Origin of the sequence: Paracoccus luteus (genome assembly GCF_004522155.1) — a bacterium.
GTDB lineage: Bacteria > Pseudomonadota > Alphaproteobacteria > Rhodobacterales > Rhodobacteraceae > Paracoccus > Paracoccus luteus.
In genome coordinates, this window is the sequence record NZ_SDEA01000001.1 from 143,128 (window position 1) to 158,318 (window position 15,191).

Below are 15,191 nucleotides of genomic sequence, written 5' to 3' on the forward strand. Positions count from 1 at the left end.
TGGAGGCTCACATGATCGTCGCCCTGCTGTCCATTGCCCTTGACCTGACGGCCGCCGGGGGCGGCGGCCTTCCCGTGACCGGACCGCCGCAGAATGTCTGCTGCGTCCTGCCGAACGGGCAGCAATGCTGCTCGCCCACCACGGATATCAACGGTCGTCCGAACGGCTGCGGCTGCTAGGCCCGCGCCGGCCGGCATTTCGATCCATCTGCGCGCCCAAGGGGGGCCGATCCAACCTGCGATGTGAGCAGTCTCGTGCCGAACCGTGTTCCCGCTGCCGTCGCCCTGGTCCTGCTGCTTGGCGGGTGCTTTTCGGGGCGCGGGCCGGACGCGGGGCAGGGGTGGACCGCGGCGCAGCGGGAATCGTGGTATTTCGCGACGCAGGGGTCGCGCCTGATGCCCGCCAGCTGGTTCAGGGCGCTGACGCTGCCGGACGGCAGCCGTTTCGCGGACCTCGGCAATCTCGACCGCTATGGCTTTCTGCGTCCGCCCGCCGATGCGCCGCGCGACCTGCCGATCGGTTTCACCCAGGACCGCCAGTCCGATGACCGGCTGCGCGTCAGCAAGCTGCGCTGGTATGCGGGACAGTCGGGCGCCGAAGGGCAGGCCGAGCCGTGGGTCGGGATCAACTGCGCGGCCTGCCACACGGCCCACCTGACGCTGGACGGCCGGTCGCATGTGATCGACGGCGGCCCGGCGCTGATCGACTTTCAGGGCTTTGTCGAGGATCTGGATGCCGTTTTGGCGGCGACGCGCAGCGACCCCGTCCGTTGGGACCGTTTCGCCGCCGAGGTGAACGACGGCCGCGACACGCCCGCGAACCGGCAGCTGCTGGACGCGGCCTTTGGCCGCCTGCTGGCGTGGCAGCAGCAGACGGCCGCGATGAACGACACGCCGCTGCGCTATGGCGCCGGGCGGCTGGACGCGGTCGGCCACATCCTGAACAAGGTGCTGATGTTTTCCGGCGCGGAGGCCAGCGACGGCAACCCGTCGAATGCGCCGGTCAGCTTTCCGTTCCTGTGGGACATCACCCGGCAAGAGCATGTGCAGTGGAACGGCATCGCTCGGAACAGCCGCTTCGCGCTGCCGGGCGACTCCTTCGAATACGGCGCGCTGGGCCGCAACACCGGCGAGGTGCTGGGCGTCTTTGGCGAGGTGGTGGTCACGCCGCAGCCGCCCGGCGCGGGCGACCTGATCCATTACGCCAGTTCGGTGCGGGCCGAAAATCTGGTGCAGATGGAGCTGATCCTGCAGGATCTGAAGGCGCCCGCATGGCCCGACGACTTCCCCGCCATCGACGCCACGCTGCGCGCGCAAGGCGAGGCGCTGTTCGCCGACCGCTGCGCCAGGTGCCACCTGCCGCCCGCGGCGCAGCAGGCGGGCAGGCCCACGGAACGGATGCTGCCCTTCAGCGACGCGCGGCCCGCCGACCTGACCGACATCTGGATGGCCTGCAACGCCTTTGTCTATCAGGGCCCGACCGGACCGATGCAGGGCGTGCGCGACAACAACGGCGAGGTGATGGACGACACCGCGCCGGTGGCGAACATGCTGGCCACCGCCGTGCGGGGGGCGCTGATCGGACAGGCGCCCGCGCTGATCAGGGCGGGGTTCCAGAACTTCCTCGGCCTCAGGCCCCGGCCCTCGTTCGAGGTGGCGCCGCCCCGGCCCGGCGCCGACCCGCGCGCCGCAGACCGGCAGACCTGTCTTGAGGCCGAGAACGAGCCGACGCTGGCCTACAAGGCGCGGCCGCTGGACGGGATCTGGGCCACCGCCCCCTATCTGCACAACGGATCGGTCGCCTCGCTGCATGAGCTGCTGCTGCCCGCCGACCGGCGCAAGACGCAGTTCTGGGTCGGCAACCGCGAATACGACCCGGTCGCGGTCGGTTACGTCGATGCGGATCCGGGCGACGGCCGGGGGTTTCTGCTGCGCACCCGCGACGCCCAGGGCCGGGTGATCGAGGGCAACAGCAACGCCGGGCACGACTATGGCGCGGGCAGTCTGTCGGACGCGGACCGCCGGGCGCTGATCGAATACATGAAGTCGCTGTGAGGGGGCGGGGGGCATGGGCGCGCATCTGGACCGGATCGCCGCGCTGCCCCCCGACCGCCGCTGGGCCGAGGTCCAGCGCCTGATCCTTGCCCGCGCGCTGCCGTTTCTGGCCGAACTGCGGGACGAACGCCCGGTGCTGGTGCTGGACGAGCTGACGCTGGTCGCGCGGCTGGCCGACTGCATGCTGGTGCTGCGCAGGTCTGATACCTTCGGCGTCGATCTGTATGCCCCGAAGCAGGGCGGGTATTTCATGGCGCAGGACGACACCGCCGGGCACTGGCGCGAAAAGTCGCTGATGAAGGCCGTGCTGGACGTCGAGGACATCCCCCGCCTGCGGGCGTGGGTGGGACAGCGCACCGCCGATCTGCTGGACTGCGGCGGCGCCGAGTTCGATCTGGTGCGCCGGGTGACGCGCGGCGTGCCGGTGGCACTGGTGCAGGAATGGTTCGGCCTGACCCGCAGCGACCCCGACCGGCTGATCGAATGGTCCTATTGGAACCAGCAGGATGCGTTCTGGAACCAGCCCTTCGACAGCGTCCGCCCCGGCATCGACCAGCCCGCCATCGTCGCGGCGCGGCAGCGGGCGAATGTGATGATGGCGCTGTATCTGGGCCGGCTGGTCACGCGGCGCAGCATCGCCATCTGGCTGGGGCGGGGCGGCGACGACCCCGCGACGCGGGTGGTGCGGCTGGCGATGCGGGGCAGGCTGCGCTTTGACCGGCGCGACGCCCTGTTCAACATCGGCGGCCTGCTGATCGGCGCGGTGGAAACGACGTCGCACGCCGTCTGCAACGCGCTGGCCGAGCTTGCGTCCGACCCGGCGCGGCTGGCGGCGGCGCGGCAGGCCGCGCAGGACGCCCGCCCGCAGGCGATCGACGGCCATGTGTTCGAGGCGTTGCGGTTCCGCCCGGCATTCCCCTATTTCTTCCGCGTCTGCCATCGCGACACCCCGGTCTGCGCAGGCACCCCGTTCGAGACGCGCATCCCCGCGGGCACCACCGTCCTGGCGCTGACCCATGCGGCGATGTTCGATCCGGCCGGGTTCCCCGATCCCGACCGCTTTGACCCGGGCCGGGACTTCAGCGACGGCTTTACCTTCGGTCACGGCCATCACGCCTGCCTGGGCCGCCATGTCGCCGCCGCGATGGTCCCCGAGATCGTGCGACAGATCCTGCGCCGGGACGACCTGGACCTGGGCGCCGGCCCCGATTTCCAGGGCAACCCCGTGCCGCAGCGGTGGACGGCCACCCGCCGCGCGCAGGGCCATGCCGCCATGACCTGACGCAGGAGAGGACAGGATGTTCCGTGCCGCCGCCTTCGCCGCCGTGCTGGCTGTCGCCGCCCTTTCCGGGCGCGGGGCAACGGCGCAGGATTTCTTCACCGCCGCCGAGATACGGGCCGTCTCGCCGCGCGCCGCCCCCGTGCTTGTGCAGGCGCTGGTCGACAACCAGCGCGCGCTGGCGGCCGCCGACATCGACACGCGCCTGCGGCTGGCGCATTTCCTGGCGCAGGTGATGACCGAAACCGGCGGCCTGCGCCGCCTGGACGAGAACATGAACTACTCCGCCGCCCGCCTGACCGAGGTTTTCAGCCGCGGTGTGGTGACGCCCGCCAAGGCCGGGCAGATTGCGGGCCAGCCCGAGGCCATCGCCAACTGGGTCTATCGCAACCGGCTGGGCAACGGCAGTCCCGAAAGCGGCGACGGCTGGGCCTATCGCGGATCGGGCTATATCCAGTTGACCGGGCGCACCAACTATCGCCTGCGCGGCGAAGAGGTGGGGATACCGCTTGAGCAGCAGCCCGACCTTGCGCGGCAGCCCGGGCCGGGGCTGACGGCGGCGACGGCCTATTGGTCGGCCCGGCGGATCAACGCCGCCGCCGACCTGAACGACCGCCCCGGCGTGCGGCGGCTGGTCAACGGCCCCCGGATGGAGGGGCTGGACCAGGCCAAGCTGTGGCACAACCGCATCTGGGCCGGCATCTATGCCAACCGCGCGCCCTTTCCGGGCGAGGGAGCGGTGACCGAGGCGGGCGAGGCCGCGCCCGAGGACGCAAGCGAGGCGCTGCAGCGCATCCTTGTCGATGAGGGCTTCGCCCTCTCGGGTTCGTTCGAGGCCGGGGGCGACCCGGCGGCCGCCACCGCCGAGGCGCTGCGCGGCTATCAGGAAAGCCGCGGCCTGCCCGCGACGGGTGTGCTGGACGACGACACGTTCTATGCCATCACCGATCCCGCCGAATGGCGCACCACCGACGACACCGAACTGGCCGCGGCCCCGCCGATGGGCGATGCCGACCAGGGCGTGGCGTTCGACCTGCCCGGAACGGCCCCCGCACCGCCCGCGCTGGCGGCGCTGGACCCCGTGACCGGCACCGGCCAGAGCCGCCCCCAGCCGCTGGACGTCAACCAGCTGTCCGCGCTGGGCCGTGCGGGCGGCGCCTATTCCGCCTATGAGACGGCGCAGGGCCGCTATGTCGGCAACGACTTCATCCCCTTCACCGTCATCGGCAACGACGACCGCAAGGTGGTGCTGGACACGACCGCGTTCCCCGCCCGCGCCATCGTGCAGATACTGTTCCGCAAGCGCGAGGGGCTTGGCCAGAACCTGTGTTCGGGGGCGATGATCGCGCCCGACATGGTGCTGACGGCGGGCCACTGCGTCCACGGCGGCACGACGATGGGCCGATGGTATAGCGATTTCGAGGTGTTCCCCGGCCGCAACACCGGCTCGCAGCCCTTTGGCGCGTGCAAGGCCACGCGGCTTTACGCGCTGCGGGGCTGGACCTCGGCCACGACCGTGTCGGATTCGCGGCTGTACGATCTGGGCGCGATCCGGCTGGACTGCGATGCCGGGCAGCGCACCGGCTGGTTCGGCGTGGTGCCGCTGGCGGACGACGCGTCCGGCCAGCCGTCCACGGTCCAGGGCTATGCCGCCGACAAGGAACCGCCGGGGCGGCAGTGGGTCAGCCGCGACCAGTTCCGCGTCGTCGAGACCGAAAAGGCGTTCTACGAGAACGACACCTTCGGCGGCACCAGCGGATCGCCGGTGTTCACCGAGGCGGACAACCACATCACCTGCGTCCACACCAACGGGCTGCACGGAACCGGCAACTGGGCGCGGTTCAACGGCTGCACGCGGATCACCCCGGAACGCCTTGCGACCATCGCAGGCTGGATAAGCGAGCAGACGCCATGAACACCCGCCCGTTCGCAGCCCTTGCCGCCGCCGCGCTGGCGCTGCCCGGCCTGCTGGCCGCGCCCGACGCCCGCGCCGAGGAACTGGACCCCACCATCGTCCACCTCATCTGCAGTTCCAACGGGATGGAGCGGCGCGGCACCGGCGTCGTGGTGTCGCCCGACGGGATGGTGCTGACCGCGCGGCATGTCGTGACGGGCACCGCGGCGGGGGCCACCGCCGACACGGTCTGCACCGGCAGCCTGGGTCACGCCAACGGCGTCCGCGTGACGATGACCATCCAGAAGGTCAGCAGCGAATACGACGCCGCGATGCTGAAATACCCGGGCCTCAGCGGCGCGCCGCATCTGGGTTACTGCGACGTCCTGCCGCGCCACAAGCGCGCGCAGGTCATCGCCGCGGGGTTTCCCCTGCTCAGCGCGACCGGGCTGCCGTCGGAACGGATGGGCATCCTTGCGACCGTCGAACCCGGCGGCGCGGCGGCGCCGGGCCTGATCGAAAGCGACGCCGCCACCACCAGCGGGATGAGCGGCGGCCGCGTGACTTTGGCGGAAAACGGCCAACTGATCGGCATCGTCGCGGGCGTCAGCCCGGACCCCGCGACGGGATATCCCAACGCCTATGCCGTCCTTGCCGCCAGCCGCCTGGCCCCCGAGTTCGGCCAGTACGGGCTGAAGACCGACCCCGCGTCGTGCGAGCCGGTGATGCGCGTCACCCGGCCCCTGCCCGCGTCGGGGGGGCCGTGGCTGGCCGCCGACCCGCCCCTGCCCCTGGGGATGAAGGCGGGCGAGGGGTTCTGCTATCTCGTGCGCGTGTGGGGCGATTTCGACGACCCCCGCGATTCGGTCGAGATCACGGTGACCGCCGATCAGGAATACGCCCTGACCGGCACCGACAGCGCCAGCCCCGGCAACCACGGCGCCGTGGCGCAATGCGTGCGGTTCTGATGGCGTGGCGCGGGGCGGCCCCGCCACGCGCGCGCATGCTGCGGGCCGGGCGGCGCGATCAACTGTCGCTGCGCACCGCGATCCAGATCGTGTGCCGGTTGCCGCGCCTGCCGCCGCTGGCGCGGACGGTGTGGGTGGTGACGTCGAACCCGCAGCGCGACAGCCGTTGCGAAAAGGCCGGAACCGGGGCTGCGGACCACAACGCCAGCACCCCGCCCGGCACCAGCGCCCGGCGCGCCGAACCCAGCCCCGCCTCGTGATACAGGGCGTCGTTGCCGGCACGGGTCAGGCCGTCAGGGCCATTGTCGACGTCCAGCAATATGGCGTCGAACACGCCCGCCGCCTCGCGGATCATGGCGCCGACGTCGCGCGTCTCGACCGTCACCCGCGGGTCGGACAGGCAGTTCCCGAACACCGCCGCCATGTGCTGCCCGGCCCATCCGACCAGTTCGGGCACGATCTCGGCCACGACAAGGCGCGCGGCGGGCGGCGCGACCGTCAGGGCCGCGCGCAGGGTGAAGCCCATGCCCAGCCCCCCGATCAGCACGCGCGGCGCGGGGCGGCCGGTCAGGCGGCCAAGCGCCAGCGTCGCCAGCGCCTCCTCGGAACTGCCCAGCCGGCTGTTCATCAACTCGTTCCCGCCTTTCAGGCGGATCGAGAACTCGTCGCCACGGCGCAAAAGCCTCAGCGTATCCCCGCCCGGCGCGGTCGCCGTCGCCAGCTGTATCCACGGCAGCATGCAACGCCTCCTGTTCCTGATGCAGGCCCTGACCTATCCGGCCGGGGCGGGCGGTTGAAGGGCCATGCGCAAGGGCGCGCCGTGGCTGACAGTCCGGGGCGGCGGGTGCGCCTTATCCACATAAGCCGCGCTGTCCGAATCCATGTGCGCCCATCCGGTTCAGCAAGCCCGACCAGATCGGCGGCATCGCCATCTGGCGCGCGAGTTGGCCCGATGCGTTCCCCGGTCAACGCGGCTTTCGCCGCGCGCGCCCCTTGGCCCGATGCGTCCCCCGGGCCATCTCGGCGGGCGGCTTGAGGTAGCGATCGGCGTGACGCTCGCGGCGGAAGCCGAGTTCCTCCACGGTGGTGTTGTGGCGGATGAGCCCGATGTGCAGTTCAGTTCAGGTCGCTGTTCAGCCATGTCGATCTGGAGGAGCGCAGTCTGACGGTGCACCTGCTGCAGAAGAACCGGGAGGGGGCCAATGACGTGCTGGCGGGCCTTGGGCCGAGGCTGACTTGCTCTACGTCGCCGGTGGTCCTCCCGGCAACGCTCCGGCACGGCCGGCTGCGGTTTTCCCGCGAGACCGATCGGCGATGCGTTGGAACCGCATCGGCGACAGCTCGGTCAGGTCCATCGGTGACGGCCGCCCGCCGGCAAGCTCTGCCATGATCTTGCCGGACATTGGCCCAGGTCCGAAACCATGCCCGCTGAACCCTGTGGCGACCAGCAGGCCTGGCAGCCCCTCCACGGGCCCCATGACGGGGACCATGTCGGGAAGGGTGTCGATGACGCCTGCCCAGACCGCCTCGACTTCAAGATCGGCGAGAGCCGGGAAATACTGGCGGAACTCGCCAAGTGCCTGGGCGACCCTTTGCGGTTCGGGCATTACGTGATCGCGGGTCGGAGGAATGTCAGCGAGGGGCGGTTCGTAGGGCCGGAGGAAAAGGCGTTGCAGGGGGGCAAGGAAGTTGACCTTCGCGGCGCCTGGGTTGTCTTTCCGGGCCTGCGCATAAAGCCGCATGTAGTGCCAGGAATCGAGCCGAAGATCGTATTCGCCCCCCGCGACCGAGATGACGAAGGCGCCACGGCTATCCTGGCGGATGCCCGTGAGCGGTGCCGAAACGCAGGGATCGAGCGGCCGTTCCGGGCAGGGAGAAGTGCGTGCGACCGTGGCGCGGATCCGTTCCTGCGGCAAGTCGATGCCGACCGAATGCAGCAGCCGGCCGCTGCCTGCACCGGCGGCACACAACACGGCCGCGGCCCGGTGCACCCGATCCCCGACCCGTATGCCGGTGACCGCACCCGCGCTGGTCTCGATACCGGATACAGTGGCTCCAAGACTGACCGTGACTCCCTGTTCGACCGCTGCCTCGAAGAACGCGCGCGTCGCGCGACCCGGCTCGGCCCGGCCGTCGGACGCGGTGTACATGGCACTTCTCACCCCTGCATCATGCGCGAGCAGCGGCACCCTGTCGGCAACCTCGCTGGCCGTGAGGATCCGGGTATTAAGTCCGAAGTCGCGGGCCTGAGCCTGCCATTCCGCCTGTGACGCCTCGACGGCTTCGCTGACCGCCAGTGCGACGTTGCCGCCCTGGAACCAGCCGACCTTGCGGCCCAGTTCGGCCTCGATCCCCTTCCATAGCTTCATCGACGCCATGGCGAGCGGAAGCTCGCGGAAATCGCGGCCCTGCTGCCGCACGAAGCCGAGGTTGCGCCCCGACTGGGCGGCGCCCGGCGTCTCACGCTCGACAAGCAGCACACGCAGCCCCGATCGGGCCGCATAATACGCGGCCGAGCACCCGACGATGCCCCCGCCCACGACGATCAGATCCCAGCCCTGCGTGCCATCACCCTTCATGCGGATCATCTCACTGGATCCTGGACAGGAAGGCGCGTGTCCGCCGGAATGCCGGGTCGTCGAAGATCTCGGCCGGGCTCCCGCACTCGACGATCCTGCCGCCTTCCATGAAGGCGATGCGGTTGCAGACCTCGTGGGCGAAGCTCATCTCGTGTGTGACCACCATCATCGTCATGCCGTCCGCCGCCAGTCTCCGCATGACGTCCAGCACCTCGCCCACGAGTTCGGGGTCGAGCGCGCTGGTCGGCTCATCGAACAGGACGACCTTGGGCTTCATGGCGAGCGCCCGCGCGATGGCCACGCGCTGCTGCTGTCCGCCCGACAACATGCGTGGGTAATTGTGCATCTTATCCGCCAGCCCGACTTGGGCGAGCAGTTCGGCCGCTTCGGCCTCGGCTTTCCGCCTGGGAGTGCCCAGCACGTGGACCGGCGCTTCCATGACGTTTTCGAGGGCGGTCTTGTGGCCGAACAGGTTGAAGTTCTGGAATACCATCCCAATGCGCGCGCGCTGCCGCGCGATCAGCTTTTCGGGAAGCTCGAAGGCCAGGTCGCCCACGCGCCGGTAGCCGATCAACTCGCCATCGACGGTGATGCTGCCGCTTTCGATCCGGTCAAGGTGGTTGACGCAGCGCAAGAGCGTTGACTTTCCCGATCCCGAAGGCCCGATCAGGCTGATGACCTCGCCGGCATCTACGGTCAGGCTGACGTCGTGAAGCACGGCAACGTTGCCGTAGCTCTTGGACACGCGATCAAAGACGATCATGGGCTGGGACATCATCGACCCTTCTTCTCGCCGGTGGCGGGGCGTTGCGCGGTCGCGCCGGGCTCCTGGCGCGAGCGGGCGAAGTATCTCTCGATCTGGGCCTGCAGCACGCTCAACACCGTCGTTGCGGCCAGATACCAGATGCATGCGACGATCAGCAGCGGAATGGTCTGAAAGTTGCGTGAATAGATCGTCTGGGCCGAATACAGCAGGTCCGAAAGCGAGATCACGCTGACGAGGGACGTCGTCTTCAGCATCCCGATCGTCTGGTTGCCGGTCGGCGGGATGATCACGGTCATCGCCTGCGGCAGCACGATGCGGCGCAGCGCGCTGCCGTTTGTCATCCCCAAGGCCTTCGCCGCCTGGCGCTGACCCGGATCGACCGACAGCAGGCCGCTGCGGATGATCTCGGACATGTAGGCGCCTTCGTTCAGTCCTAGCCCCAGCACCGCAGCGGTGATCGGCGCGATCACCGTGTTCGTCGGCACCGAGACCCACCACGAGGTGAAGGGGATGCCGATCGAAAGCTCGGGAAACAGCGCGCCGAGATTATACCAGAAGATCAGTTGCACCAGCACGGGCGTGCCGCGGAAGAACCAGATGTATGCGTTGGCGACCGTGGCGACGACGACATTCCCCGACATCGCCATGATCGCGCAGACCGTCCCCAGCACCACGCCGATGACCATGGTCACGATCGTCAGCCAGATCGTGAGGGACAGACCTGACAGGATGCGGGGATCGAACAGATAGCTGCCGACCACATCCCAGCCGAAGTTCGCATTCCCGGCGATCGAAAGCAGGAAATATGCGATCAGGACGACCAGCAGCGCGGCGACGATGCGGCTGCCCCAGGCCTTGGCAGGGACATAGGTGAGCATGGGCCTGTCCGGCCGCAGCGTGACGGCTGCCAAGGGAACATCGGGCATGGCATCGGTTCTTTCGGATGATCGTGTCGCGGGGCCCACGATCGGCCCGCCGGCCCCGCGCGGCATTAATTGGAAGGGACCGTCGTCAGGTTGATGCCCGGCTCGTGGTCGATCATCATGGGCTGGACGTTCCATTCGGCATAGATCTTCTCATAGGTGCCGTCGGCGCGGACCTCCTTCAGCCCGGCCAGCAGCGCTTCCCCCAGATCTGTTTCGTCCTTGCGGAAGGCGATGCCGCTCGGCTTGCGCGGCAGGATCGGCATGGGCACCACCTTCACCGGGCGGGGTGCGGCCTTCATGATCTCTTGCGCGGACGCGGCCGAGGTCAGGACGAAGTTGGTGCGCGCCGAATAGAGCGACAGCAGCGTCGCATCCGAGGTGCCGAACTCGGACAGGGTGGGCGCGGCCTTTCCGGCTTCGGTGCAGGCCCGGGCCAGTTCCGCCGTGATGAACCCGGCCCATTCGGTGCCGCTCTGCGCCGCGCCGTTGAGGCCGCAGAGGTCCAGGTGGCCGTTGACGCTGCCGCCCTTTTCCTCAAGCACATAGGCCGATGAGGTCGTGTAGCCGTAGTCGACGAAGCTGACGACCTGCTGCCGCTCGGCGTTGTCCGTGATTCCCTCCATGGCGATGTCCCAGCGGCCCGACTGGACGCCTGGGATCAGCGAGTCGAACGCGACCGAAGTGACCTCCAGGTCAACGCCCAGCCGCTCGGCGATGGCGTCCCACAGGTCGACCTCGAAGCCCACCATGTTCCCGGTGTCGTCGATATACTGGAACGGGGGGTATTTGGCATCGGTCACCAGCTTGATGACGCCGGCTTCGCGGTACTTGGCGGGCAGCAGGTCGGCCGCCGCCTGGGCCTGGGCAGCGCCCGCCATCAGGATCAGGGCCATCGCCCCGGCAACGCCACCCGCCAGACCGGTGATGCGCCCCTCTTTGTGCGTATTCTTCATTGCCAGTCTCCTGAATTGATGGGCCAGGCTGTTGGACGACCGAGACCCGTGTGAGAAGCTCCGCGCATCAGCCGCGGGGCGCGAAGTGCATGTCCTTGCCCCTCGTCGGACGGGTTCGGCTTGTGGCGGCTGGGCGCAGTCCACCGCGATCTTCTGCTGCTATCGCGTAGTTGGGCAGGGCTTCCGTGTTCTCCGCTCTCTCCCTCTCGCCGCCAAGGCGGCAGGTAGTCTTTCGCCCATCCCGGCTCATGCATGGAAATAATATCACTACTACCTGTCAAGTCTATTCCTTTGGAGCAGAGGTTGCGGCTTCGGGGGGCGGATTTCGGGCAGGGCGCTGACCACGGACCGATCGCCGCGCCCGTAAAAAGGCAATTCGCAGGGCTTCGCGGACCAACAGGTCGCTGCGGATTGCCGCGTTCTTGGCGCGCGAAAAGACGGTCGGATCGCGCCGTTTCCCGATTTCGACGCCAGCAGCGGTCAACGACGGTTCAGGAGATCAGGTGGCGCTGGCCGCAGCCTTCGTGATCAGCGTCATGGCCGGTTCAGGCGGTTCCACGCCCGGGTCCGCGAAATGCTGCATGACGAGAACCAGGGTTGCCCTCAAGCTCGCCTCATCCGCGGAGCGGCCGTCAGGGCGGAGCCCGTCCACCACATGCCCGAGGAAGGCGAGCTGGATCTGCTCGGCTCGCAATTCGAGCGCCTTGACCCCTTCGCGCCAGGCGGGGATGGCGGAATGGGCTGCCATCCATGGACTGACCTTCATGTTGCGCCGGATCGGGCGCAGGGGGCGGATCGCCTGGTCGCGCCAGCCCGCGGTGCTGGCGGCGAGCGTTGCGATCGCGGCTTGATCGACGATGCGGCCCTGAATGCGGGCATAGAGCGCCGCGATCATCAACGGCACGTCAAGATCGAACCGGTCCTGCAGGTCGAGGCAGGCGGGCGCGACCCCCGGCAGGGCGTAGAACCGCAGTGCAAAGTCCCAGAGCGGGCCTTTCAGATCCGGTGCGTCGGCTGAAGCCATGTCTGTCCTCCGGGTTTCGTCGGTTGTCATTGCAGCCTGCTCAACTCAGTTCCCGCAGCACGCGGGCGGCAGCCGAAACGATCCGCTCGCGGTCGCGGTGACGCCCTTCGCTGACCACATGGGCGCCCGCTGCCCAGACGTCGCGGACCCGGATCCCGCGGCCGAAGATCCAGCGGTCCAGCAGGCTTGCGGGCTCGTCAAGCGCAAGGGCGTCGTCGAGCGCGACAAGATCGGCCGGGGCGCCGGCCACGATCTGCGGCACCGGCGCACCAAGCGCCTGTGCGCCACCGCGAAGCGCGCCCGCGAACAGCGCGCCGCCGGTCGAGCCATGCCATGTGCAGACATTCCGGCTGCGATGGGCCAGGCGCTGCGAGTATTCCAGCATGTTCAACTCGCCTGCGGCTGAGATCGCCACATTGCTGTCGGTGCCGATGCCGAAGCGTCCCTCTTGTTCAAGAAACTCGGGGGCCGGGAAGATGCCGTCGCCCAGATTGGCCTCTGTGACGGGGCAAAGCCCGGCCACCGTTCCGCCAGAGGCGATGCCGGCGATCTCGGCTGCGGTCAGATGGGTGGCGTGAATCAGGCACCAATCCGGCCCGACCGGTGCCCGATCCAGCAGAAGCTGGACCGGCCGCGCGCCGGAATGGGCAAGGCAGTCCTCGACTTCCTTCACCTGTTCCGCGGCATGGATGTGGAAGGGCCGGCCCGGCCAGGTCTCGGCGAGTTCCCGGATCTCGTCGATGGTGGCGCCGCGCAGGGAATGGGGGGCAAGGCCCAGCCGGTCCTGCGGGCGCGAGAGCCGGGCCGCGCAGGACTCCATCAGCCGCCCGAAACTGTCGGGCCCATGCAGGAAGCGGCGTTGCCCATCGGCCGCAGGGGTCGGACCGAAGCCGCCATGGGCGTAGAAGACGGGCAGATGCGTCAGGGCGATGCCGGTCGTCTCGGCAGCGGCGAAGATCCGCAGCGACATCTCGGCCGGATCGGCATAGGGGCTGCCGTCGGTGTCGTGATGCAGGTAATGGAACTCGCCCACGCGGGTGAAGCCTGCTTCCAGCATCTCGGCATAGGCAAGCGCTGCCACCGCCTCCATTTCCTCGGGGCCCAGCTGCAGCGCGAAGCGATACATCATCTCGCGCCACGTCCAGAAACTGTCGCGGCTTTCTCCGCGCCATTCCGTCAGCCCGGAAAAGGCGCGCTGGAATGCATGGCTATGCAGGTTGGGCATACCGGGAACCAGCGTCGCGACGCGGATATCGCCAGAGTCCGGGGCGGTGCCGGGGACAACCGAGGCGATGGCCGCGCCATCAAGCGTCACCGCCACATCGCGCGTCCAGCCCCCTGGAAGGAGCGCCGCCTCCGCATGAACCTGCATCCCTCAACCTCCTGCCGATCTGCCGTCTGGCATATCAAGATTCTCTACATGTATATACTTGATTTCGGAATTGGGGAAGTGCACCCTTGGTCTCGATGGCAGCCAGCGTGATTCCCGGCTCTGCGGAATCCGTCCGCCGAGGCCGCCCGGAAACGGGCAAGCGAAGGAAGCGAGAGATGACCAGGACGCTCTGGACCAATGCCCGCGTCGTCACCGCCGACGGCGCCATCGACCGTGCACCGGAGCCCGGCGCGGTAGAGGTGCTGGCGGATGGCGGCCGGATCGTCGCCGTCGGGGCCGACCTGCCGCGCAGCGGGGCGCGCATCGTCGATTGCGAAGGGCGGCTGATGACGCCCGCGCCCATCGACTGCCACACCCATCTGGTGTTCGGCGGCGACCGCGCGCGGGAGTTCGAGATGCGCCTGGACGGCGCGGCCTATGAGGAGATCGCGCGGGCAGGCGGCGGCATCAGGGCCTCGATGCGGGCCACCCGCGAGATGGGAGTGGAGGCGCTGGTCGAGGCAAGCCTGCCCCGGCTGGACCATCTGCTGGCCGAAGGCGTTTCGACCGTCGAGATCAAGTCGGGCTATGGCCTGTCGGTCGAGGCCGAGCTGAACATGCTGCGCGCAGCGCGGCGTCTTGAGGCGCTGCGGGCCGTGCGCATCCGCACCACTTGGCTTGCCGCCCATGCGCTGCCGCCCGAACATGCGGACCGGGCCGGGGAATACATCCGCGAGGTCGCCATCGCGGGTCTGGAACAGGCCCATGCCGAAGGGCTGGTCGACGCGGTTGACAGCTTCTGCGAGACCATCGCCTTCTCGACCGCCGAGCTGGAGCCGCTTTACCAAAAGGCGCAGGCGCTTGGACTGCCGGTCAAGATCCACTCCGAGCAGCTTTCCCATTCAGGCGGCACCGCATTCGCCGCCCGCTTCGGCGCGATCTCTGCAGATCATCTGGAACATGCGACCCCGGCGGATGCCCGCGCGATGGCGGCGTCCGGCACCGTTGCGGTGCTGCTGCCCGGCGCGTTCTACATGCTGCGCGAAACGGTCGTGCCGCCGGTCGCCGCCTTCCGCGAGGCCGGCGTGCCGATGGCGCTTTCGACCGACTGCAATCCCGGCACCTCGCCGCTGAGCTCGATCCTCATGGCGATGAACATGGGGGCGACGCTGTTCCGGCTGACGGTGCCGGAATGCCTTGCCGGCGTCACCTGCAACGCGGCCCGCGCGCTTGGGCTTGCCGGGGAAACCGGCCGCATCGCCGCCGGGCTTTCCGCCGATCTCGCGCTCTGGAATGTCGAGACACCGGCCCAGCTTGTTGCGCGGATCGCGTTCAACCCGCTTCACGCCCGCATCTTCCACGGAGAGACAGTCTGA

The 15,191-nt window shown here is 68.9% G+C and carries 13 protein-coding genes; 6 read left to right on the forward strand and 7 right to left on the reverse strand.

The window, feature by feature from the left end:
• The first annotated feature begins 11 nt into the window (after positions 1-11).
• From EPA64_RS16200 to EPA64_RS00710, 5 genes are all read left to right on the forward strand, one after another.
• On the forward strand, positions 12-179 hold the full coding sequence (locus EPA64_RS16200) for a hypothetical protein (RefSeq protein WP_167626551.1): 168 nt from the start codon (positions 12-14) through the stop codon (positions 177-179).
• A 63-nt stretch (positions 180-242) separates the two neighbouring features.
• The gene (locus EPA64_RS00695; RefSeq protein ID WP_134724326.1) at positions 243-2,054 is read left to right on the forward strand and encodes a di-heme-cytochrome C peroxidase; all 1,812 of its coding nucleotides are present in this window, start codon (positions 243-245) and stop codon (positions 2,052-2,054) included.
• Between the two features lie 13 nt (positions 2,055-2,067).
• On the forward strand, positions 2,068-3,336 hold the full coding sequence (locus tag EPA64_RS00700; RefSeq protein WP_134724327.1) for a cytochrome P450: 1,269 nt from the start codon (positions 2,068-2,070) through the stop codon (positions 3,334-3,336).
• A 16-nt stretch (positions 3,337-3,352) separates the two neighbouring features.
• The gene (locus EPA64_RS00705; protein WP_134724328.1) at positions 3,353-5,248 is read left to right on the forward strand and encodes a peptidoglycan-binding protein; all 1,896 of its coding nucleotides are present in this window, start codon (positions 3,353-3,355) and stop codon (positions 5,246-5,248) included.
• Positions 5,245-6,195: a S1 family peptidase gene (locus EPA64_RS00710; protein WP_134724329.1), complete on the forward strand. Its 951-nt coding sequence runs from the start codon at positions 5,245-5,247 to the stop codon at positions 6,193-6,195. Before EPA64_RS00705 ends, EPA64_RS00710 begins: the two co-directional genes overlap by 4 nt.
• 58 nt (positions 6,196-6,253) lie before the next feature.
• Here the strand turns inward: EPA64_RS00710 and EPA64_RS00715 are convergent, their stop codons facing one another.
• From EPA64_RS00715 to EPA64_RS00745, 7 genes are all read right to left on the reverse strand, one after another.
• Complete coding sequence (locus tag EPA64_RS00715; protein WP_134724330.1) at positions 6,254-6,934, reverse strand: spermidine synthase; 681 nt, start codon at positions 6,932-6,934, stop codon at positions 6,254-6,256.
• 502 nt (positions 6,935-7,436) lie between these two features.
• Positions 7,437-8,783, reverse strand: coding sequence for an NAD(P)/FAD-dependent oxidoreductase (locus EPA64_RS00720; RefSeq protein ID WP_134724331.1), 1,347 nt, complete (start codon positions 8,781-8,783; stop codon positions 7,437-7,439).
• A 1-nt stretch (position 8,784) separates the two neighbouring features.
• Positions 8,785-9,549, reverse strand: a complete 765-nt coding sequence (locus EPA64_RS00725) for an amino acid ABC transporter ATP-binding protein (RefSeq protein ID WP_134724332.1) — start codon at positions 9,547-9,549, stop codon at positions 8,785-8,787.
• Positions 9,549-10,601, reverse strand: a complete 1,053-nt coding sequence (locus EPA64_RS00730; protein ID WP_220443686.1) for an amino acid ABC transporter permease — start codon at positions 10,599-10,601, stop codon at positions 9,549-9,551. Before EPA64_RS00730 ends, EPA64_RS00725 begins: the two co-directional genes overlap by 1 nt.
• Positions 10,532-11,359, reverse strand: coding sequence for an ABC transporter substrate-binding protein (locus EPA64_RS00735; protein WP_220443687.1), 828 nt, complete (start codon positions 11,357-11,359; stop codon positions 10,532-10,534). Before EPA64_RS00735 ends, EPA64_RS00730 begins: the two co-directional genes overlap by 70 nt.
• Before the next feature lie 559 nt (positions 11,360-11,918).
• Positions 11,919-12,443: a TIGR02444 family protein gene (locus tag EPA64_RS00740; RefSeq protein WP_167626552.1), complete on the reverse strand. Its 525-nt coding sequence runs from the start codon at positions 12,441-12,443 to the stop codon at positions 11,919-11,921.
• Positions 12,444-12,483: 40 nt separating this feature from the next.
• Positions 12,484-13,815: a formimidoylglutamate deiminase gene (locus EPA64_RS00745; protein WP_134724335.1), complete on the reverse strand. Its 1,332-nt coding sequence runs from the start codon at positions 13,813-13,815 to the stop codon at positions 12,484-12,486.
• Between the two features lie 176 nt (positions 13,816-13,991).
• Between EPA64_RS00745 and hutI the strand changes: the two genes are divergently transcribed.
• Entirely contained in the window at positions 13,992-15,191 is a 1,200-nt protein-coding gene (gene hutI, locus EPA64_RS00750; RefSeq protein ID WP_134724336.1) for an imidazolonepropionase, read from the forward strand.

Excerpts from the sequence above, each read along its gene's own strand:
- EPA64_RS16200 (WP_167626551.1), top strand. The coding sequence starts at position 12 with ATGATCGTCGCCCTGCTGTCCATTGCCCTTGACCTGACGGCCGCCGGG.
- EPA64_RS00735 (WP_220443687.1), bottom strand. The coding sequence starts at position 11,359 with ATGGCCCTGATCCTGATGGCGGGCGCTGCCCAGGCCCAGGCGGCGGCC.
- EPA64_RS00740 (WP_167626552.1), bottom strand. The coding sequence starts at position 12,443 with ATGGCTTCAGCCGACGCACCGGATCTGAAAGGCCCGCTCTGGGACTTT.
- EPA64_RS00730 (WP_220443686.1), bottom strand. The coding sequence starts at position 10,601 with ATGGAACGTCCAGCCCATGATGATCGACCACGAGCCGGGCATCAACCT.
- EPA64_RS00705 (WP_134724328.1), top strand. The coding sequence starts at position 3,353 with ATGTTCCGTGCCGCCGCCTTCGCCGCCGTGCTGGCTGTCGCCGCCCTT.
- EPA64_RS00720 (WP_134724331.1), bottom strand. The coding sequence starts at position 8,783 with ATGATCCGCATGAAGGGTGATGGCACGCAGGGCTGGGATCTGATCGTC.
- hutI (WP_134724336.1), top strand. The coding sequence starts at position 13,992 with ATGACCAGGACGCTCTGGACCAATGCCCGCGTCGTCACCGCCGACGGC.
- EPA64_RS00745 (WP_134724335.1), bottom strand. The coding sequence starts at position 13,815 with ATGCAGGTTCATGCGGAGGCGGCGCTCCTTCCAGGGGGCTGGACGCGC.
- EPA64_RS00725 (WP_134724332.1), bottom strand. The coding sequence starts at position 9,549 with ATGTCCCAGCCCATGATCGTCTTTGATCGCGTGTCCAAGAGCTACGGC.
- EPA64_RS00715 (WP_134724330.1), bottom strand. The coding sequence starts at position 6,934 with ATGCTGCCGTGGATACAGCTGGCGACGGCGACCGCGCCGGGCGGGGAT.
- EPA64_RS00710 (WP_134724329.1), top strand. The coding sequence starts at position 5,245 with ATGAACACCCGCCCGTTCGCAGCCCTTGCCGCCGCCGCGCTGGCGCTG.
- EPA64_RS00700 (WP_134724327.1), top strand. The coding sequence starts at position 2,068 with ATGGGCGCGCATCTGGACCGGATCGCCGCGCTGCCCCCCGACCGCCGC.